At 36.6% G+C, this 19,343-nt stretch carries 19 protein-coding genes; 8 read left to right on the top strand and 11 right to left on the bottom strand.

The features are described from left to right. Positions 1-5: 5 nt before the first annotated feature. The 4 genes from MLC35_RS07125 to MLC35_RS07110 form a co-directional block, all read right to left on the bottom strand. A complete protein-coding gene (locus MLC35_RS07125; protein WP_434579894.1) occupies positions 6-1,418 on the bottom strand; it encodes an anthranilate synthase component I family protein in 1,413 nt (470 codons plus the stop codon). A 16-nt stretch (positions 1,419-1,434) separates the two neighbouring features. Then, complete coding sequence (locus MLC35_RS07120; RefSeq protein ID WP_434636360.1) at positions 1,435-2,085, bottom strand: SPOR domain-containing protein; 651 nt, start codon at positions 2,083-2,085, stop codon at positions 1,435-1,437. Positions 2,086-2,146: 61 nt separating this feature from the next. Then, the gene (locus MLC35_RS07115) at positions 2,147-2,689 is read right to left on the bottom strand and encodes a DUF1882 domain-containing protein (RefSeq protein WP_151900118.1); all 543 of its coding nucleotides are present in this window, start codon (positions 2,687-2,689) and stop codon (positions 2,147-2,149) included. Between the two features lie 9 nt (positions 2,690-2,698). After that, positions 2,699-3,946, bottom strand: a complete 1,248-nt coding sequence (locus MLC35_RS07110) for a serine hydroxymethyltransferase (protein ID WP_151900119.1) — start codon at positions 3,944-3,946, stop codon at positions 2,699-2,701. Positions 3,947-4,111: 165 nt separating this feature from the next. Between MLC35_RS07110 and MLC35_RS07105 the strand changes: the two genes are divergently transcribed. Next, complete coding sequence (locus tag MLC35_RS07105) at positions 4,112-4,768, top strand: ferritin family protein (protein ID WP_434579890.1); 657 nt, start codon at positions 4,112-4,114, stop codon at positions 4,766-4,768. 24 nt (positions 4,769-4,792) lie between these two features. Here the strand turns inward: MLC35_RS07105 and amrA are convergent, their stop codons facing one another. Further along, the gene (gene amrA / locus MLC35_RS07100) at positions 4,793-5,347 is read right to left on the bottom strand and encodes an AmmeMemoRadiSam system protein A (protein ID WP_151900121.1); all 555 of its coding nucleotides are present in this window, start codon (positions 5,345-5,347) and stop codon (positions 4,793-4,795) included. 62 nt (positions 5,348-5,409) lie between these two features. Here amrA and MLC35_RS07095 point away from each other — a divergent pair, with 62 nt between their 5' ends. The 6 genes from MLC35_RS07095 to MLC35_RS07070 are packed head-to-tail and all read left to right on the top strand — an operon-like array spanning position 5,410 to position 11,417. Continuing rightward, entirely contained in the window at positions 5,410-6,357 is a 948-nt protein-coding gene (locus MLC35_RS07095) for an AAA family ATPase (RefSeq protein WP_434636358.1), read from the top strand. Between the two features lie 4 nt (positions 6,358-6,361). Beyond that, the gene (locus MLC35_RS07090; RefSeq protein ID WP_434636356.1) at positions 6,362-7,222 is read left to right on the top strand and encodes a DUF58 domain-containing protein; all 861 of its coding nucleotides are present in this window, start codon (positions 6,362-6,364) and stop codon (positions 7,220-7,222) included. Continuing rightward, positions 7,219-7,605 (top strand): hypothetical protein, encoded by a 387-nt coding sequence (locus MLC35_RS07085; RefSeq protein WP_151900124.1) that lies wholly within the window; start codon positions 7,219-7,221, stop codon positions 7,603-7,605. The genes MLC35_RS07090 and MLC35_RS07085 overlap by 4 nt, the downstream gene beginning before the upstream one ends. Further along, on the top strand, positions 7,598-8,512 hold the full coding sequence (locus tag MLC35_RS07080) for a vWA domain-containing protein (RefSeq protein WP_434636354.1): 915 nt from the start codon (positions 7,598-7,600) through the stop codon (positions 8,510-8,512). Before MLC35_RS07085 ends, MLC35_RS07080 begins: the two co-directional genes overlap by 8 nt. After that, the gene (locus MLC35_RS07075; protein ID WP_434636351.1) at positions 8,513-10,060 is read left to right on the top strand and encodes a vWA domain-containing protein; all 1,548 of its coding nucleotides are present in this window, start codon (positions 8,513-8,515) and stop codon (positions 10,058-10,060) included. It abuts the gene before it with no gap. Then, entirely contained in the window at positions 10,038-11,417 is a 1,380-nt protein-coding gene (locus MLC35_RS07070) for a BatD family protein (protein ID WP_434636348.1), read from the top strand. Before MLC35_RS07075 ends, MLC35_RS07070 begins: the two co-directional genes overlap by 23 nt. Positions 11,418-11,438: 21 nt before the next feature. On the opposite strand, the gene MLC35_RS07065 is transcribed toward MLC35_RS07070, so the two are convergent. From MLC35_RS07065 to ppk2, 5 genes are all read right to left on the bottom strand, one after another. Beyond that, entirely contained in the window at positions 11,439-12,452 is a 1,014-nt protein-coding gene (locus MLC35_RS07065; protein WP_434636346.1) for a cytochrome-c peroxidase, read from the bottom strand. Positions 12,453-12,780: 328 nt separating this feature from the next. Next, entirely contained in the window at positions 12,781-13,725 is a 945-nt protein-coding gene (gene pdxA / locus MLC35_RS07060) for a 4-hydroxythreonine-4-phosphate dehydrogenase (protein ID WP_434636344.1), read from the bottom strand. Next, the gene (locus MLC35_RS07055) at positions 13,722-14,504 is read right to left on the bottom strand and encodes a pyridoxine 5'-phosphate synthase (RefSeq protein ID WP_434636342.1); all 783 of its coding nucleotides are present in this window, start codon (positions 14,502-14,504) and stop codon (positions 13,722-13,724) included. Before MLC35_RS07055 ends, pdxA begins: the two co-directional genes overlap by 4 nt. Then, the gene (locus tag MLC35_RS07050; protein WP_346388862.1) at positions 14,501-15,217 is read right to left on the bottom strand and encodes a lysophospholipid acyltransferase family protein; all 717 of its coding nucleotides are present in this window, start codon (positions 15,215-15,217) and stop codon (positions 14,501-14,503) included. The genes MLC35_RS07055 and MLC35_RS07050 overlap by 4 nt, the downstream gene beginning before the upstream one ends. A gap of 64 nt (positions 15,218-15,281) precedes the next feature. Then, entirely contained in the window at positions 15,282-16,223 is a 942-nt protein-coding gene (gene ppk2 / locus MLC35_RS07045; protein WP_188110054.1) for a polyphosphate kinase 2, read from the bottom strand. Positions 16,224-16,309: 86 nt separating this feature from the next. Here ppk2 and MLC35_RS07040 point away from each other — a divergent pair, with 86 nt between their 5' ends. Continuing rightward, entirely contained in the window at positions 16,310-17,179 is an 870-nt protein-coding gene (locus MLC35_RS07040) for a CHAD domain-containing protein (RefSeq protein WP_434636340.1), read from the top strand. Here the strand turns inward: MLC35_RS07040 and MLC35_RS07035 are convergent. Further along, positions 17,151-19,082 (bottom strand): thioredoxin domain-containing protein, encoded by a 1,932-nt coding sequence (locus tag MLC35_RS07035; RefSeq protein ID WP_418640413.1) that lies wholly within the window; start codon positions 19,080-19,082, stop codon positions 17,151-17,153. The genes MLC35_RS07040 and MLC35_RS07035 overlap by 29 nt on opposite strands. Positions 19,083-19,343 lie beyond the last annotated feature (261 nt).

The following is a 19,343-nucleotide window of genomic DNA, read 5'->3' as shown; positions in this document are numbered from 1 at the left end:
CTCTTTTAGTCTTTTTTATCTAAATCTTCAAGTGAGTGAATGAGCGCACCCAGTTTATTGTTTACTTCAAGATACTCCAGTTCTTTTATACTGTCTGCGACTATGCCCGCACCTGCCTGAAGAACTACCTTGTCTTCTTTTACAAGGGCTGTCCGTATGGCAATTGCACTGTCCATATTTCCGTCAAACCCGAAGTATCCGACACTGCCGCTGTAAAAACCGCGTTTTAAGCCTTCATATTCGGCTATAAGTTCCATAGCACGAATTTTTGGAGCACCGGTCATAGTACCTGCTGTAAATGTTGCCATAAACAGATCAAACATATCTTTGTCATCATCGAGTGTTGCTACCACATCAGAAACAATATGCATAACATGTGAAAAACGCTCTATATGCATAATATCTTCCACTTTGACTGTACCGGTTTTGGCAACCCGGCCGACATCGTTTCTGCCAAGATCTATAAGCATTAAATGTTCAGCCAACTCTTTTGGGTCTGCGAGCAGTTCTTTTTCAAGTTCTTTGTCTTTTTGTTTTGTAGTTCCGCGTTTTCTTGTACCGGCAATTGGGCGAAGAAGCAATTGTGTATCTGTGAGTCTCACCATAACTTCAGGCGATGAGCCGACGATACTGAAATCTTCATACTCCATTAAAAACATATAAGGGGAGGGATTTTTTGTACGAAGAATACGATAAAAACTAAAAGGGTGCACTTTTATATGTCTGGTGAAACGATTTGTCATCAAAATTTGAAAAACATCACCGCTTTTAATCATCTCCTTTGATTTGTCTATCATGGCAAAGAATTTTTCTTTTGTATGGGCAAAGCTTCCTTTGTCCTCTCCAATGTTGAAGACTCTGTGTTTGTAAGTATATGTGCCTTTTAAATCATTTTCAATGGCTTGAAATTTTTCACTGTACTCTTTGAGTGTCGAAATAAGTGTAATCTGATGATTTTTATGGGAATAGACAAGGACAAGTTTTGGTAAAATCAGGTCTAAGTCCGGAGTGTTCAATTCGTCTTTGAGGTTGTCCATGAATAATCGAAGTTTTGGCTCAAAGACTTTTACCATATCATAACCGATATAGCCGATAAATCCATCCACATAACCGACATTTAGTTTTTTTGTGGCATTTTTATATTCGTCTGTATCTATATTTTTATAATACTCTTTTAAAAAGGAAAAAGGATTTTCTTTTTTAATATGTTTTGTACCGTTTTTGTCTGTATAGACTGTTTTGTCGTCTATAAACTGTAAGCGTTCTCTCGCACCTATACAGATAAAACTGTAGTTTCCCTCACTCTGTCCGGCACTTTCAAAAAGGTAGGAGACCTCCTCCTTGAAAAACTCTTTTAGTTTTGAATAAACGGCAATAGGTGCCAGCTGATCTTGTGTAAATTGTTTAGAATATATCAAGATTACCCTTGTAAAATTATAATTTTACTAAAAATGCACCCGGCTCAATTTTGGCACGAATAACACGTTTAGCATTATTTGCTTCTTTTTGTGTTTTAAATGGTCCAATCAATACTTTGTTAAGTGTTTTTGAATTGACTGTAACTTTATGATATCTATATTTATAGCCTAAATCCGTAATAGATTTTAGGAATTTTTTATTTGGTTCATATTTTGAAAAAGACCCCACCTGTATATAATACTTTACCTTTGATGTTCCATGAGGTTTCTGTTTTATCTGGGGTTTTTGTGTCACTTTTTTGGTTTGAGTCACTACTTTTTTCTGTGGTGCAGCAACTGTTTTATGTTCTTGTTTACTTTCTTGTTTGAGTTTTTGTGCGATTTTATCTAAATCTTCATCAACAGAATTATTTTCCTGTATGACATCCACTTCTTCAAAAAGAGGTTCTTCAGGTGTTTCCTGTGTAAGAGTTTTGGCTTGAGGTTCCGGCGGCAGTATAGCTTGAGGTAAGTTGTCTGTCCCCTTGGAATTAAGTGAATTCATAAGCATTACAACTACTATGAGAATAATTCCCAATGTGGCAACAGCGAGAATTATTTTTTTATTTGAGCTGGAAGAGCCGTTTTTATTCAGGACAATATCACTTAGTTCATTCTTATCATTCATACTATTATACCCTCAATCTTTTATTTGTTCTATGATACCAAAAATAACCTAAAGAACAAAATCACATATGCTTCGACCACGAAGCGCCTCTCTCTTTTGCATAGACTTCATAAGGAAGTGTCAAAATGTTGTATTCATCAGGCAAATCATTTGTCGGAAACATTCTCCACTGCTTTGGCTGTTTTGCAGCCAGTTTCATACTGATCATTTTGCCAAGCTGTATCGCTTCTTGCAGTGTTGTATGCCCTTTGTGAATATAGAGATGCAAATGCCCTTTGGTCTTTGTTTCATAGGCTGTAAAGTTAATAAAACCTTCTTCTCGTAAAAGAAGCTGTGCTTTGTGATAAAATCTTTCAGGATCTCTGCCGTTATAATCAATAACTATATTTTCAACAATCCCTTTTTTGTCCACAATCGAATGGGCTACAGTTATTTCACCTTTTATATGTTTGTTAATCACAGACTGGTTTAAAGGCGCATTGACTTTTTCAAATTTATTGTAAAAAGTACGCCCTTTAAAGGTGATTTTGTTCACTACCGTATCTCTTTTGATCCAGTAGTGGTCACTTACCATTTTTATAAGTTTTAAATCCATGGCAGTCATGTGGGAACCTTAATATGTTGGTTGGTTGTATATTACAAAATTTTGTGCAAGTTCTTTGAGTTCTTCTTTTATTTTTGCCTGAAGTTCAGTATTGTTGATATCATCCAAAACATCTGCCATTTTATTTGCGATGAGTTCAAACTCTTTTTCTTTCATACCGCGAGATGTAAGTGCCGGTGAACCGATACGAATACCTGATGTTACGAAAGGACTTCGTGTCTCTCCGGGAACAGTGTTTTTATTGACAGTGATCCCTGCATTTCCCAGAGCTGCATCAGCATCTTTTCCGGAGATCTCTTTGCCTACAAAACTGACAAGCACTAAGTGATTGTCTGTTCCGCCGCTTACGACATCATAGCCGCGTTTCATAAGTACATCAGCCAATACAGAAGCATTTTTCTTTACCTGTTTCGCATAATCTTTCCACTCTGGTGTAAGATTGTGTTTAAAACCAACTGCTTTTGCAGCGATTACATGTACAAGCGGTCCGCCTTGAAGAGCCGGGAAAATAGCAGAGTTTATCTTCTTTGCTATATCCTCATCATCTGTCATTATCATACCGCCGCGAGGTCCTGCAAGTGTTTTGTGTGTAGTTGTTGTAACTACATGTGCATGAGGGAATGGACTAGGATGCTCACCTGCGGCTACCAAACCTGCAATGTGTGCGATATCTGCAAAAAGAATTGCACCGACTTCATCGGCAATTTCACGAAATTTCTTAAAATCAATTTCACGGGCATATGCAGAAGCCCCGCATACGATGATTTTAGGCTGTACAATTTTAGCGATATCTAAAACTCTGTCATAGTTAATACGTCCGTCAAGTTCAACACCATAGGTGAAACTGGAGTAGTTTTTCCCTGAAAAACTTGGTTTGGAACCATGTGTCAAGTGTCCGCCATGGCTCAGGTCCATACCTAAAAGTTTGTCACCTGCTTTTAAAAGTGCCGCATAAACAGCTCCGTTTGCCTGTGATCCTGAATGTGGCTGTACATTTGCATATTTGCACCCAAAAAGTTTACATGCTCTGTCTATAGCCAGCTGTTCTACGCTGTCAGCATATTCACATCCGCCATAGTAGCGTTTTGCCGGATACCCTTCAGCATATTTGTTTGTAAAAACCGAACCCATAGCTTCCATTACTGCCGGAAGTGTGAAGTTTTCACTTGCTATCATTTCCAGATGGTTAGTCTGTCTCTCTAACTCTTTTTCGCACAAGTTATAAACTTCTTCATCGTACTCTTTTAAAAAACTCATGGTGTCAAAATCCTTGTAAAAATTAAAAAATATATTTATTGTACTGAAAATATAATAATATTGTTCTGAATGGAGAGTCTGTTTTTTATTTATCAGGGTTTTGAGAGCTGCCCTTAAGTTTCTATGTGCAATAATGATGGAAAATTTCAATATAAAGGTGTTGCTATGAGAAAGTATGAAACGTATAGATGTAACAAATGTGGAAATATTGTAGAAATACAGGCAGTCGGGGGAGGAGAACTGCATTGTTGTGGCGTGGCAATGGAGATGATTACGCAAAATCTTACTTTAGTCAATCTTATGAAAGCGTTTGCCGGAGAATCTCAAGCCCGAAACAAATACGAATTTTATGCAAAAGTAGCACAAAAAGAAGGCTACCGAGATATAGCTGCCCATTTCCAAAGAGCGGCAAACAATGAAAAAGAGCATGCAAAATTAGAATTTGCCCTCCACAACAGGCTCAAAAACAACAGCGAAGAGAGTTTTGGCAAGACAATGGAAAATCTTCAAGATGCCATTAACGGTGAGCATTATGAAAATTCTGATATGTATCCTGATTTTGCAAAAATTGCCAAAGAAGAGGGTGATAAAGAAGCAGCTGTACTTTTTACGGCTATTGGCAAAGTGGAAATTGAGCATGAAAAAATGTATAAAATGCTTTTAGAACGTCTAACTTCCGGACATGAGTTTGAAAGTGATGAAGAAGAAGCATGGATATGTGAAGTGTGCGGGCATGTTCATTATGGAAAAAAACCACCGAAAAAATGTCCTGTGTGTAAACATCCGCAAGAGTATTTTTCAAGGCTGCTTGAAATAAAATAGGTCCCAAAGAGGATGAAGGAAGTCTTAAAAGACTATCGCTTCATATACATAAAGCGTTGCATCCTTGCAATGCTCTGGTGCAATTCCTGCTTTTTCAATGCAGCAGCTTCTTACAAACTGCTCTTTATCCCATCCCATATCTGTTGCCACTTGCGGTAAATAGGTACCGTTTTTATTACCGTATTCAATATATATTCCATGTTTGCCGACAATGACATCATCAACAGAATTGACTTTTTTTCTCGGTGTAAGCACTGAAATTTCAATCTCTATATTGTCAAGTTCTTCTTTTGTGACAGGGGTAAAACGGGTGTCATACCGTGAAGCGGAAATTGCCATATCTATAATGACTTGATAAAGAGGCTCATCCGGTTCAAATCGTCCTATACAGCCTCTGAGTCTGCCGTTTTCTTTAAGTGTGACAAAAGCACCGAGGTGCAGTTTGAATTTTGGAGGTACTTTCTCTTCATCGAGGGCAATTTTTCGGTTATGTATAACAGCTTCATAAAGCGCTGCTTTTGCTATCTCTTTGAGTGCTTTTTTTTCTTCGTCTGTGAGGTAAAATTCATCTGTGTCCATAATAAAACTCCTTTGTAGATATATTTTACATATCTTTTACAAACTAATACTACACTTTATATATGAAAAACAAGATAAAATTATTAAAACAAGAAATAGCAAAAGGGGTCATCGGTCATGAAAATATGATTGATGCTCTGCTTATCGGACTTATTACAAACGGACATATATTGCTTGAAGGGGTTCCTGGTCTTGCAAAAACAACGGCTGTCAATGCCTTGTCAAAAGCATTGAGCCTGGATTTTAAACGTGTGCAGTTTACTCCTGATTTACTGCCGTCAGACATTATCGGAGCAGAGATTTATGATGTCAAATCCGGAGAGTTTAAAATTAAACACGGTCCGGTTTTTACAAATTTGCTTTTGGCAGATGAAATAAACAGAGCGCCTGCAAAAGTACAATCGGCACTCTTGGAAGTCATGCAAGAGAGACAGGTTACAATTGGTGATGAAAGTTTTAAAATCGAACCTCCGTTTTTGGTGCTTGCAACACAAAATCCGATTGAGCAGGAGGGCGCTTATACTTTGCCCGAAGCGCAGTTAGACCGCTTTATGTTTAAAGTAATTGTCGGTTATAACACAGAAGATGAAGAGTATTTAATAGCACAAAAAGCTGCAAATGAGACTTTTGAAACCATTGAACCGGTTCTTTTGGCCAGTGAACTCGAAGAGATGAAAGAAGAGGTAAAATCTGTTTATATCGAAGAGGAGTTGAGTACCTATATAGTAAGACTGATCTTTGCAACAAGAGATCCGAAAAAATACGGTCTTGAGACGTTGGAACGATATATAGCTTTTGGAGCAAGTCCGCGTGCAACGATAAATATGCTCAAAGCCGTCAAAGCAAGAGCCTATTTAAGAGGGAATGATTTTGTCTCTCCTATAGATATTGCTCTGAGCATCAAAGATGTATTGCGACACCGTATCATTTTAAGTTATGACGCCATTGCAGAGGGGTTAAGCAGTGATGATATTATTCAAACAATCCTAGAATCTATAGAAATACCGTAACAGCATGCTGAAAACACTTTTGGAGTCCAATAAAAAACTTGCACTAATCCTTATCAAAACACAAAGAGAAGTCTTTAGTAAAATTGCAGGGGAAAATATTTCAAAAAAAAGAGGCGAGGGATATGATTTCCAAGAACTCAGAGAGTATGAAAGCGGAGATGATATAAGGCATATTGACTGGATTATAAGTGCAAAAACTACAAAACCCTATGTGAAAGTTTTTCATCAGCAAAAAGAACTCAACGTAGTGATTGTTCCGTTTTTATGCGGTTCGCTTCATTTTGGAACGAAAATACTGAAAAAAGATTTACTGACTCAGATTTGTGCATTACTCAGTTACAGCTGTGTCAAGCAAAACAATCCCTTTGAGAGCTATATCTGCAGTGACACACTTTTTTTGTGTACGCAAAAAACAAAACAGCTTTTTGCTGTGCGAAGACTGCTGGAAAAGGTTGACAGTTTTGATGTCCTTGGAAAAACATTGGATTATTCGTATAGTACACAGGCTCTTTACAGACAAATTCAAAGAAAGAGCATTCTGTTCTTAATCGGAGATTTTTTTGATACGCATGATTTAAATTTGATGGCATTGAGTCTGAAACATGAGCTTGTACTTATTATTGTCCGTGACCGTTTTGAAGAAAATCCTGCAGAACTGGGAGAGTTGCATATTACCGACCCGGCTTTGGGTATGAGTGCAGAGATAAGCCTTAACAAAAAAACGCTCCATTCCTATAGAAAAAAAATAGTACAAAATGATGAGATGCTGTATAAAAAACTGCAAACAGCAGGAGTCCGTTTTGTGAAAATTTACACAGATGAAGATCCGGCTGAAAAAATTATCGGTCTTATGGAGAAAACATGAATGAAATAAATGATATTTTTGCTCCTGTAACAGTACCGGACAACTCTTTGTATCTGTTAGTGTTTTTTATACTGCTTTTTTTTATACTGTTTTTTGCACTCTTTTATTTTTATAAAAAAAGAGTGCAAAAAAATAAAACAGACGAAACATGCTATTTGAAAATACTGCTGCATTCAAATTTTTATAATGTCAAACAAAGTGCTTACCTTTTTACCTATTACGGAAGAAAACTGGCAAAAACACAAGAGCAGAAAAAAGAGCTTGAGCATATAATTTCACAGCTTTTTCTCTATAAATACCAACAAAAATCTCTACAGATACCGCAAAAGCTCTCTCATGAAATAGAGAATTTTTTAGATACGCTAAGAGAATTCTATGCTTAATTCCTTTCATTTTACATATCCCTTTTTTTTGCTGCTGCTTCCTTTGTTTGCTTTGAGCACTTTGTTATTCAATCAGGAAAAAGAATCTTTCTATATTCCTCATTTTTTGCAACTGCTCTCGCATGTTAAGAAGAAACACTATGCAAGAGAAATTTTAAAATGGGCTATGATTACATGTATGACTGTTGCATTGAGCGATCCTGTTGCAGTGAAAAAAATAAAAGCAGTCAAGAGCAATGCCGTTGATATTGTGTTGGCACTTGATACCAGCGGTTCTATGAGTACTTATGGTTTTAATGAAAAAAATTACAAACAAAGCAGACTGGATGTGGTAAAAGAGGTCGTGAAAAGTTTTATAGATATGAGAAAGAGCGACAGAATAGGTTTGGTCATTTTTGGTACAACAGCCGCTATAGCCTCTCCTCTGAGTTTTGACAAAGAGGCGCAAAAAAATATCGTGGGCAAGATTGAAGTGGGGGTTATTGGTAAAAGCACAGCTTTGATTGATGCCCTCGTCTCTTCTGCAGCGCTTTTGAAAAATGCAAAAAGCAAGTCAAAAATCATTATACTGTTGAGTGACGGAGAAGACTCTGCAAGTAAAATTCCGCTTGCATTTGCACTGAAACTGGCAAAAAAATACAGCATAAAAATTTATACGATAACCATAGACAAAAGTTACAGCAACATGATGAAGGTTATTGCCAGTAAAAACGGTGCACAAAACTTTGAAGTGCAAAATAAAAAAGATTTACTCAAAGTCTACAAACGCATTGATAGGCTGCAAAAAAGTGAACTTGAGTACAATACTTTAGATGTAGAAGAGCATATATATTTTTATTTTCTTCTGTTTTCGTTGTTGTGCGCAATCTTGCTTGTAGAACATGTAAAAACGAGAGGGGTGTTGTAAATGTTCTTTTTATATGATTATGTACTGTACCTCTTGGTTGTTCCTGCATTACTCTTTGTTTTCTCTTTTAAAAAGAGCAACAATATTCTCGAAACTGTTTTTTCTCAGGCAGTGATCAGACAACTCACATTACACCCTCAGTTAATACAAGCTTCCATGCGCTACAGATATTTTTTACTTGTCATATTTTTGATGATAATCGCACTTGCCCGTCCTGTATATCTGAAACAAAATACGGTGATCAAACAGATGAGCAGCTCGGCTGTTATTGCACTTGATGTCTCAGAATCTATGAACTCATCAGATATTTATCCGAGCCGTTTCACTTTAGCCAAAGAAAAACTTGTAAAACTCATCGAAAAAGCAGAGCATTTACATGCAGGGGTACTGCTGTTCGCTAAAAACAGCTATATGCTTTATCCTCTCAGTGAAGATACACAGGCTCTTGCCTATATGCTTAAAAACGCTCAGATAAAGCAAAAATTTGAGCCAAACACCAATCTCTTTGGAGTATTTGAGGCAAGTGAAAAAATGCTGCATACGGAAAAAACAAAAAATATAATTTTACTGAGTGACGGTGGTGAAGATGTCACAAGAGTGGATGAAACTGCATATATTAGAAAAAATCATCTAAGGCTGTATGTCATTGATTTTGCATCCAGGAAAAATAATGCCTTGAACAATATGGTGCAAAAGAGTCATGGGTATTATACAAAGTATCAATGGGGAGAGGGTGACATAGAAAAAATTCTCAATGCCATACAAAAGAGTTCGCAAAAGATATCTGCTGATGCATATAATATGAAACAGTATCAGGAACTGTTTATGTATCCTTTGGGGCTTGCACTGTTGATTCTCTATTTTGTTTTTATACTGAACTTGAAAAAAAAGCATACAGTTAAACTGACAGTGTTATTTGCTCTGATGCAGCTGACTTTTTTAAATACTCCTGTAAATGCGGGTGTTTTCGATTTTATAACTCTGCAAAAAGCAAAGTCTTTTTATGCAAAAAAGCAGTATGAGCAAGCGGTAGAATGTTACAAAAAGCTCAAGCCTACAAGCGCAGTTAATTATAATATTGCCAATGCTTTGTATAAAAAACATGAATATTTACAGGCAATAAAGTATTATAAAAAAGCACTCGGCAAAGATAAACTGTTCAATGCAAAAATTTATCACAATATCGGCAACTGTTATGTACAAAGAGGGAAACTGGAACTGGCAAAGTCTCAGTTTGAGCATTCTTTGCAACTGCATGTTTTTGATGAGACAAAAAAGAATTTACAGATAATTACACAGAAGCTTAAAAAAAGAAAAAAACTCAAAAAGATTTTCAGCAGAGGCACGGCAAAAGTATGTTTTAAAAACAGGCTTGAACAAATGAATAATGATTATAAAGTCAGTTCAAAATACAAGATAAAACTGCAAAAACTGGTTTTGTCAGAGGAAGAAAAATGGATAAAAATAATACAAAAACAAAAAACTCCTGTTTTCTTGCAAAAAATCCGGACAAAAAGGAGCAGCAGTGACAGTAAAAAACCTTGGTAGTATAATTTTTTTACTCTTTTGTATTCCTTTGGAACTGTATGCATGGGTACAAACAACTGCACCCAAAGAGATTGTCAAAACAGAAACTTTGGAATTTCGCGTGGTTGCAAAAGGTTTTCATGTTACATTTCCAATGATAGAGTATATAGACGGGTATATCGTGCAAAATGTAAGAACTTTCCATGAGGCAACGCTGATTCATGCGAAAAAAGCAGACAAAGTGACTAAAATTTACTCTTTGGCACCGACCGAAGATGTTACATTACCTGCTTTTAGTATCAAAGTTGACGGCAAGGTTGAAAAGACACAGCCTTTACATGTAAAGGTGAAAAAACGCACACAAACACATTCACCGGATTATAGACTCAGTATGAACATCAGCAATATAACGCCGATGGCAGGAGAAAAGTTTCTGTTACATGTAAGGCTTGTCTGTAAAGATGATGTAGAAGACTATAGTGTTGAGACCCCCCGTTTTAATGATTTTGCATTGCAGGAAATCAGTGACAAAGAGTATAAAAACGATAAAGGCGAATGGGTCGAAGAGCTTCGCTATGAAATTATAGCCCAAAAAAGCGGTACTTTTGTTTTAAATCCCATAAAAGCTACAATAGAACTCTCAAGCTCAAAATATGCAAAACGAAATATTTATTCTAATGCTCTGAACCTGGAAGTGAAAAAAATTCCAAATAATCTTACTGTTATGGGTTCTTATGAGCTTCATGCAAGTGTGAATGTCAAATATGTCCAAAAAAATCAGCCGGTACAATTCACACTCTCTCTGCAGGGCAAGGGCAATATCAATAATTTTGATGATATAAACATAAGTATAGCAGGTGCAACCGTATACGAAAAAAGTACAAAAAAACTGCACCAGGGAGAGGAAGAAATTTATCAAAAAAGTTTTGAAATTGTTTCGGATAAAAACTTTACAATTCCCTCTGTTTCTTTAGAATATTTTGACATCAAGGAGCAAAGAGTAAAAGAGATAACAACACAGGCTTTTGCGATACATGTGGAAGATGCTGTGTTTGAAGATACAACAAAAAAGAAGGAAAGGACAACTATGATGGAAAAAGCAGTTTATTTTTTGTCGGGAGTATTTGCAGCACTGTTTTTAGTTTACATGTATCAGGTACTGAAAAATACTACAAGAACGGACAAAGAAAAAAGGATCAAAAAAGAGTTGCAGAGTATTGGGGATAAAGAGAAATTTTTGAAAAAAGTTGTACCTTATTTGGGAAAAAACAGATCACTGGACAGATTACTGTATACTCTTGAAAATGTAGAAAATGCTGAATTTAAGCAATTGAAAAAAGAGATAATCAGATATATCTGTGAAGAAGATATTTTATAGCAACATTATGTTGCTATAAAACTAGTTTAAGTTCGGTTTAGGAGTTTTATCTGTTGAAGCAGGAAGCATAGGCATCATCATATGCGGTTTTTTCCCTGTTAATGAACCTAAGAATGCTTCAATAGACTCAGCCTGTTTGTCCGTAATTTTCATTCCAAGTTGAATACGCCCCATCTCTTTGATAGCATCTTTTAAGTTCCAAATCATACCATTGTGAAAGTAAGGTGCAGTCTCAGTAATGTTTCTGAGTGTCGGTACTTTTACCATGCCGTTTTTGTCACCTTTAAAGTCACCTGTATTCATGTATTTGTATGTTGCTGCCACATTCAATACATTCATTTCACCACCAAGTGCTACACCGTTATGACAAGATGCACAACCAACTTGAATGAAAGTTTTCAGACCCTCTTTTTGCTTTGGTGTCATTGCTTCTTTGTAACCATTCATAAATGCATCAAACGGTGCCGGTGTTACAAGTGTACGTTCAAAATTTGCAATAGTGTCCGTAATTTTTTCAAAAGTAATTTTTACATTGTCACCGTATGCTTTTTTAAATGCTTTTACATATTCCGGCATAGATTTGACTACTTCTTCTATATGTTCTTTTGTTGCTGCCATTTCAGGATGGGCAAGTGCCGGTCCCTGTGCCTGCTCTTCCAAATCTTTTGCCCGTCCATCCCAAAACTGAGAACCGAAAAACACTGCATTGTAAACTGTCGGTGCATTTAAGTGATGCGGATTGTGTCTCCACATATGTCCTGTTGAAGGACCTACGCCGTCATCTCCACCTTCCATTAAATTATGGCATGTGTTGCATGAAATAAGACCACTGCGTGAAAGACGCGGATCCATATAAAGCTTTTCACCGAGTTTTACTTTTGCTTTTGTGATAGGATTTTTCGGGTTGTCTATCAGTTTTAAAAGTTCAGTTTGTGAACTCGGAATTGGCATAAGGCCTGCGTTTTTTGCATCTTGAACCAATGATGATGCCATTAACGAAGCGGCTGTTAATGCTAGTGCTGCGATTTTTTTCATTTTGTCTTCCTTCTAAATATTTATAGGTGTAGTATAACAGAACTAATCTTAAAGGAAAATAATTATCATTTAAAAAAATTTATGGAATTTATCTTTCAAATTGGAACAGGAGTGACAAAAAGCAGCAACAGTCGGCACTGAAGTACCGATTCCGGGAAGAGAATGCTGTTTGGAAAAGGCTTCAAAAACATTTTTGGTATTTTTCAGGTCTGAAACAGCGATTCCGGGAAGAGAGTGCTGTTTGGAACCCGTACTTCAGTGCGGGCTTTGGGTATTAAAAGACTACATCCAAGGTTAAAACTCGGATTCGGAAAAAATATCAGTTTTTTTAACTTATTAAAGGAATTGATTCTTCAGATTTAATGAAATCCAATGCTGCCTGTACAGCATTGATATAACTCAGTGTTTTTGCTTTATTTTTGTAGGCGATGTCAAAAGCAGTTCCGTGATCGACTGATGTGCGTATGATGGGCAGGTTAAGTGAAATATTAACACTTTCGTCAAAATAGAGTGCTTTGAGCGGAGCAAGTCCCTGGTCGTGATACATTGCTGCAAAATAGTTGTAGTTGTTGCGGCAGTAGGGTGCAAAGGCCACATCAGGCACCATTGGACCGACAAACTGTTCAAAGCCTATTTTTTTGTTGGCACTTTTTATTGCCTTCGTGATTATAAGCTCTTCATGCCCCAAAACACCGTTGTCTCCAGCATGCGGATTAAGACCGAGCACAGCTACAGGGGCTTTTGGAATTGTATTGTGCATATCCAAAAAGAACTGTTTGAGTTTTTTGTATTTTATATTTTTTGCAACATCTTTGAGGGGAATGTGTTCTGTAAAAAGTGCCACATACATTTTATGGCATCCTAGCATCATAATGGCTTCTTTGTCAAAGTGTTTGCGTAAGAGGTCTGTATGTCCTTTGTACTCAAGTCCTGCCTGCATCCAGGCTTCTTTATGTATCGGTAAGGTTACAACGGCTTTGGCTTTTTTTTCTTCACACAAACGCACGGCAGCCATAAAAGAATCATAGGCGTACAAACCGCTCTTGGCAGCTACTTTTCCCGGCTGCAGAGCAAAATCTCCCGCAACTTCATAAAGTGTGAAATCATCAGGGATGCTTACATGTAACAGTGCAGAGGCTTTTTGCAAGATATTTTTATTGATGCAGTAAACCGGATGGCATATTTTAGCAATCTCTTCATGTGCTTTGAGTGCTATCTCCAGTCCGACACCGTTTACATCACCGACACTTACGGCTATTGTTGGCTTATTCATCGCCTTGTAACTCTTTTCATCTCTTGTATCGCTTCACGTAATCCGGTAAAAACACTGCGGGCGATAATGCTTTGTCCGATGTTCAACTCTGTAATCTCCTGAATCTGCATGATTTCATCTACATTATGATAATTGAGTCCATGGCCTGCTGCTACTTCGAGACCAAGTTCTTTTGCATATCTTGCAGAGAGTTTTAACTCTTCGAGGGCAGTTTCCAGTCTGTCACTGAGTTCATATCTTGGAAATTCAAATTCTTTTACAGAGTGATTTGATTTTGGCAAAGAGGAGTGAAGCATCGCAAAAAGATTTGCAAAAAGTCCGGTGTGAAGTTCGACCATCTCGGCTCCGAGCTTTTTTGACTGTTCTATCGCATCTGTAGAGGGGTCAACAAACAGCGAAACAGGAATGATGGCGTCATGGAGTTGCTCAATTGCATAGGATATTTCATTTTCATAGGCAAAAACATCAAGTCCGCCTTCTGTGGTAACTTCTTCTCTTTTTTCAGGAACCAAGGTTGCACGATGAGGCCTGACCTTACTGACAATGTCGAGTATTTTTTTATTAATCGAACATTCCAAATTAACAGGCACCTTCGAAAACTGCAAAATATTTGTAACATCATTGTCCTGAATATGTCTTCTGTCTTCTCGTAAGTGTATAGTAATCTGATCAGCACCGCTTTCACAGGCGACGTAAAGTGCCTGCAAAATATCAGGGTCATTTACCTGTCTGGCTTCTCGTAAAACTGCTACATGATCAATGTTTACACCAAGTTTCATTTGTTTCCTTTTGTTTTTTCTTTTACTGATTTATAAAATTCAAGATACTTTTCTTCCAAATTCTCATAGTTGATGATTTCGCCTATATGGACTTCAACAGTGTAAGGTTCATTGTAAGGGGCATTTTTAAATACCTTTTCAAGTTTGTCATTGATATATACAGGAACTATGTCAAGGTTGTTTGCTTTGGCTATTTTTGAAGCACCGCTTTGAAATTGTTTAATACCTTCTCCATTGTATCTCTCACCTTCGGGAAAAATGTAAATATTTAAGTCATCAACTTTGGCAAGTGTTCTTTTGATGGTCTTAAAAAAGCGTACGAGTCCTTTTTTGTTTTCCAAATCTACAGGAATACATCCGCTGTATTGAAAAAATTTGCCATATATCGGGTCTTCAAAAAGTTCCTGTTTTGCTATCCAGGCACCACTTTTGCTGTATCTTGAAAAAATATTTTCCATCACGAGAATATCAAGCAGAGAACGGTGGTTGATTGCATAAAGAATTTTGTCTTTGTTTGGAAGTTTGCCTACAGGTTTTACTTTGATATTTAAAAAGTCCAAAACTTTGTTTGAATACTCCTGTCTTGCTTTTGAGAGTTCCTGATAGGCATATTTTTGTGTGATAAACGGATGAAAATAGGTTTGTTTGAAAATTTTTATATATTTGAAGCCAAGCTCAATCATAAAAATAAATTTTCCTAAATCTTTTAGCATGAGTAACCCTCTTTATTGAAAAAGAAAATTATAGCTAAAAATATACAACCCTTTTGTAACACGCCTACGCATTGTCTTTTTTTAAGGTCATCTCTGTTTCCATGATTCTGATTTCATCATTGGCAGAAATACGTATGTCAGCATCTGCTTTGAGTTTCTGTTTGTCAATTTTTTTCGGATAGTCAAAATGGTTTAATATATGTTTGATGGTATTTATACGGGCTTTTTTCTTGTTATCGGAACGAATGATTGTCCAGGGTGCATAGTCTGTATGAGATGCTAAGAGCATAGAATATTTCGCTATGGTGTATTTGTCCCATAAATCTTGTGATTTTTCATCCACCGGTGAGAGTTTGTACTGCTTGAGCGGGTCTGTTTTTCTCTTTTCAAAACGTCTTTTCTGTTCGGCTTTTGAAACAGAAAAATAGAATTTAAAAATTTTTATATTGGAATTGACAAGCATCTTTTCAAATTCGGGAACTTCATGTAAAAACTCTTTATGCTCCTCTTGTGTACAAAAGCCCATAACAGGCTCAACACCTGCACGGTTATAGTAACTTCTGTCAAAAAGGACTATCTCTCCGGCTGATGGCAGGTGTTGGACATATCTTTGAAAATACCACTGTGTTCTCTCTTTGTCACTGGGCTTGTCAAGGGCTACTACTCTTGCACCACGAGGATTGAGATGTTCTGTAATACGTTTGATAGTCCCGCCTTTTCCCGCAGCATCACGACCTTCAAAAATCATTAAAACCTTCTGTCCTGTTTCTTTGACATGGTTTTGCATTTTTAAGAGTTCTATCTGTAAATCTTTGAGTTCACTTTCATATCGCAGGACTTCATCTTTTACCCAGACGGCAACACGTTTCTTATGAGGGTCTTTGCCTCTTTTGTCCTCAGTGTCTTTCTCTTTTGTTTTATTTTTTCTTCTGTCTTCATGTACAATATCTTTTAAATCAGTACCTTCTTTTATCTCATCTTCGAGCATAGTTCTTTCATGTCCCATCTTTTTATCCTTTGATTTATTATAATCACTTTCACCTTAACATAAATTTTGTTCTATGTTATAATGGTACAAGAAGGTATGAAAAGATGGATGTAAGTATTGAATCAGCATTTAAAAATTTTTTGGAAATTGATTTTAAAAAAATACAAAAATACAAAAAAGCTGTGCTTGCAAAAAAAGAGACCGAACCCCTGCATCAAATGCGTGTCTCTTTGAGAAGGATGCGCTCTGTATTGTTTACTTTTCAATCCGTAATACCAAAAAAAATTACAAAAAAAATTGACATAAAAATTGCAACCGTGGCCTCTTATTGCAACAGAGCCCGTGATATTGATGTTTACATGGAAACATACTTGAAAAAAGAGACATTGTCTTCTACAGAATCGCTGCTTTATAAAATTGTTGTCCACTACAGAGAAAAAGAGTATAAAAAGATTCAAAAGTATTTAAAGTCTCACAAATATAAAAAGCTTATAAGAGAACTAAGAAGATGGATACAAACAAAAAAATGGCGAAAAAAGCTTAAAAAAAAGGAGTTGTCCGCCCTGGAAAAAAACATTATTCCTTTTGCCGAAAATTTTTTAAAAAGCTATACAAATGAAATAATTTTATACGGTTCCGCAACAGGGAGTGTCTTGGAAGATGAACAGGCGCACAAATTACGAATTAAATTAAAAAAACTGCGATATGCCACAGAGCTGTTTTCCGCTTATCTGCAAAATAAAGATACTTTCAGAAACACACTCAAAGAACTACAGGATATTTTAGGAAAACTTCATGATATATATGTAACAAAAGAGTTGCACAAAGTTTTTCTGCAATCCCAAAAAAACAAAAAACTTTTTACCTTTACAAAACAACTTGAAGCAGAGAATACAAAGAGGAAAAAAAAGCTTAAAGAAGCTTTTTTTCTAAAGTGGAAAGAGTTTAGAAAGATTGCTCAACAAGTTGATTAATCTTATCCACATCCTGTGTATTTGCAAAACAGCTTTTCTCTCCGCATATCATGAAATCATCCGTTTCACTTCTTTTTAACAGTGTGAACGGATATTTTATTTTTGCCAGTTTGTACGCGTAGTTGTAAATGTTTTGTTCGCTTGTTTTTATAACTCTGTCTCCTTTGACATATCGTAAAGCCTGTATAAGCATAGAGGGGTAGTAAATTGGCTTACGCCCGAGTTCATAAGAGTTGTATTCCATTGTTTTAAAGGCAAAATGGGTATATTTTTCATCTTCAAGAAGTGTTCCGAGGGTTTGTAGAACATCTATCATAATACTGACGGAACTTGTATATGTTGTATCCGTAATTTCTGCTTTTACAGCAAATTCGCCGCTACTGAAGTTCCACAGTCCTTTGTCGTAAAACTCTTCCAGTGCTTTGTTGACAAACCGTTGGGCATGTATAAGATACATTTCATTTTGTGTGTATTTAAAAGCGCTGAGAAGTGCCTGTGAGAGAAATGCATAATCTTCCAAAAAAGCTTCAACTTTTGGCTTTTTGTGTATAAGTGTCGTATGATACAGTTTTTCATCAATAAAGAGTGTTTCAAGAAGCTTATCAAGGCTTTTTATGGCTTTTTCTTTGTACTTGCTATCAACAGTTCCAAGTAAAAATAAAGCATTTATCATCATACCCGACCATGATGTCTGTACTTTTTTGTCTGTAAAAGGGTAGTCTCTTTTTTGTCGAATTTTTTGCAGAAGCGGTTTTACATTACTGAACCATGCAGGAATCTCTTCTTCAAAACGAATGATATTTTTGCCTTCAAAATTTCCGTGATGCGTAACATGCATCGTTTCACACATCTCTTTTGCATTTTCATATCCATTTTGAACAAGAAGCATATAAACTTCATCATAGGTATAAACAAAGTAGCTTCCCTCTCCCTCCTCACTGTCGGCATCACTTGCACTGTAAAAAAGTCCATCTTCACTCATAAAGTTGTACCAGAAGTCTGCTGTCTCTTTTGCAATATGCAAATATGTTTTATCCTCATATAGCAAATAGGCTTTTGTGTAGACACCACAGAGCAGGGCATTGTCATAGAGCATCTTTTCAAAATGCGGCACAAGCCATTTTTCATCTACACTGTAACGGCAAAAGCCTCCGTCTACAAGGTCATACATACCGCCTTTAATCATGTTTTTGAGTGTATTTGTCAGCATTGTTTTTGCATCGGCATCATTGTAGAGTCTTGCAACAACAAGCAGGGCATCAAGAGTGGAAGCACGTGGAAATTTCGGTTTATCTGAAAAACCGCCGTTTTGTGCGTCATAATTGTTTTTGGCTTGGAGCAGAAAATTTTTATAAAACTCCTCTTTTAACACAGTCGCTTCTTTTGGATGCTCTTTTTGACCCAAAAAGCCTTCTATCTCATTGGCATTTTCAAAGAGTTTGGGATCCCCCTCTTTTACTTTTCTTGCTATAAGTTGTGTAATCTCTTTAAAACCCATGCCTTCTATGCTGCCAGAATTTGATTCAGGCGGTATGTAAGTGGCGGCAAAAAAGGGTTTGTTCTGTGGTGTACAAAATATACTTGTCGGCCATCCTCCGGCGCGACGATTCAAAAGCATATATACTTCCTGATAATATTTGTCTATATCCGGACGCTCTTCTCTGTCTACTTTTATAGAGATGAAACTTTCATTTAAAATATCCGCACACTCTTTGTCTTCAAATACTTTTTCTTCCATTACATGGCACCAGTGACAGGAACTGTAGCCTATGCTGATGAAAATTGCTTTGTTTTGGGCCTCAGCCTGAACAAAAGCCTCCTCACACCACGGCCACCAGTCTACGGGATTGTCTTTGTGCTGCTGCAGGTATGGAGAATCTTCGTTTGCTAATCTGTTTGACATAGTTTGTAACCTCTTGTATTTTATAGGGTCAATGCCATTAAGTTAAGCAATTTTTTCGGAACCCGTACTTTAGTGCGGGCTTTGTGTCTTTCAAAACTAAAGCCTAGGGTAAAACCTGGGTTCCAAGAAAACATCAAACTTATTTCTTAACTTAATGGCATTGATTTTGTATGGTAGGGTATGAAAAAAGGGCTGATGCTTTGCTTAAGCGTGTAATTTACACAACTTGTATAAAAACATGATACAATAGTGTTGAATTTA

Origin of the sequence: Sulfurimonas sp. NW7 (genome assembly GCF_051132265.1) — a bacterium.
Classification (GTDB): Bacteria; Campylobacterota; Campylobacteria; order Campylobacterales; family Sulfurimonadaceae; genus Sulfurimonas; species Sulfurimonas hydrogeniphila.
Note: the sequence above shows the minus strand (reverse complement) of the source record. Positions and strands in the feature narration are given on the sequence as shown.

Coding starts and splice junctions, on each gene's coding strand:
- MLC35_RS07085 (WP_151900124.1), top strand. CDS start 7,219: ATGAATGAAATAAATGATATTTTTGCTCCTGTAACAGTACCGGACAAC.
- MLC35_RS07115 (WP_151900118.1), bottom strand. CDS start 2,689: ATGACTGCCATGGATTTAAAACTTATAAAAATGGTAAGTGACCACTAC.
- MLC35_RS07095 (WP_434636358.1), top strand. CDS start 5,410: ATGAAAAACAAGATAAAATTATTAAAACAAGAAATAGCAAAAGGGGTC.
- amrA (WP_151900121.1), bottom strand. CDS start 5,347: ATGGACACAGATGAATTTTACCTCACAGACGAAGAAAAAAAAGCACTC.
- MLC35_RS07065 (WP_434636346.1), bottom strand. CDS start 12,452: ATGAAAAAAATCGCAGCACTAGCATTAACAGCCGCTTCGTTAATGGCA.
- MLC35_RS07075 (WP_434636351.1), top strand. CDS start 8,513: ATGTTCTTTTTATATGATTATGTACTGTACCTCTTGGTTGTTCCTGCA.
- MLC35_RS07040 (WP_434636340.1), top strand. CDS start 16,310: ATGGATGTAAGTATTGAATCAGCATTTAAAAATTTTTTGGAAATTGAT.
- pdxA (WP_434636344.1), bottom strand. CDS start 13,725: ATGAATAAGCCAACAATAGCCGTAAGTGTCGGTGATGTAAACGGTGTC.
- MLC35_RS07105 (WP_434579890.1), top strand. CDS start 4,112: ATGAGAAAGTATGAAACGTATAGATGTAACAAATGTGGAAATATTGTA.
- MLC35_RS07050 (WP_346388862.1), bottom strand. CDS start 15,217: ATGCTAAAAGATTTAGGAAAATTTATTTTTATGATTGAGCTTGGCTTC.
- MLC35_RS07120 (WP_434636360.1), bottom strand. CDS start 2,085: ATGAATGATAAGAATGAACTAAGTGATATTGTCCTGAATAAAAACGGC.
- MLC35_RS07090 (WP_434636356.1), top strand. CDS start 6,362: ATGCTGAAAACACTTTTGGAGTCCAATAAAAAACTTGCACTAATCCTT.
- ppk2 (WP_188110054.1), bottom strand. CDS start 16,223: ATGGGACATGAAAGAACTATGCTCGAAGATGAGATAAAAGAAGGTACT.
- MLC35_RS07080 (WP_434636354.1), top strand. CDS start 7,598: ATGCTTAATTCCTTTCATTTTACATATCCCTTTTTTTTGCTGCTGCTT.
- MLC35_RS07110 (WP_151900119.1), bottom strand. CDS start 3,946: ATGAGTTTTTTAAAAGAGTACGATGAAGAAGTTTATAACTTGTGCGAA.
- MLC35_RS07035 (WP_418640413.1), bottom strand. CDS start 19,082: ATGTCAAACAGATTAGCAAACGAAGATTCTCCATACCTGCAGCAGCAC.
- MLC35_RS07055 (WP_434636342.1), bottom strand. CDS start 14,504: ATGAAACTTGGTGTAAACATTGATCATGTAGCAGTTTTACGAGAAGCC.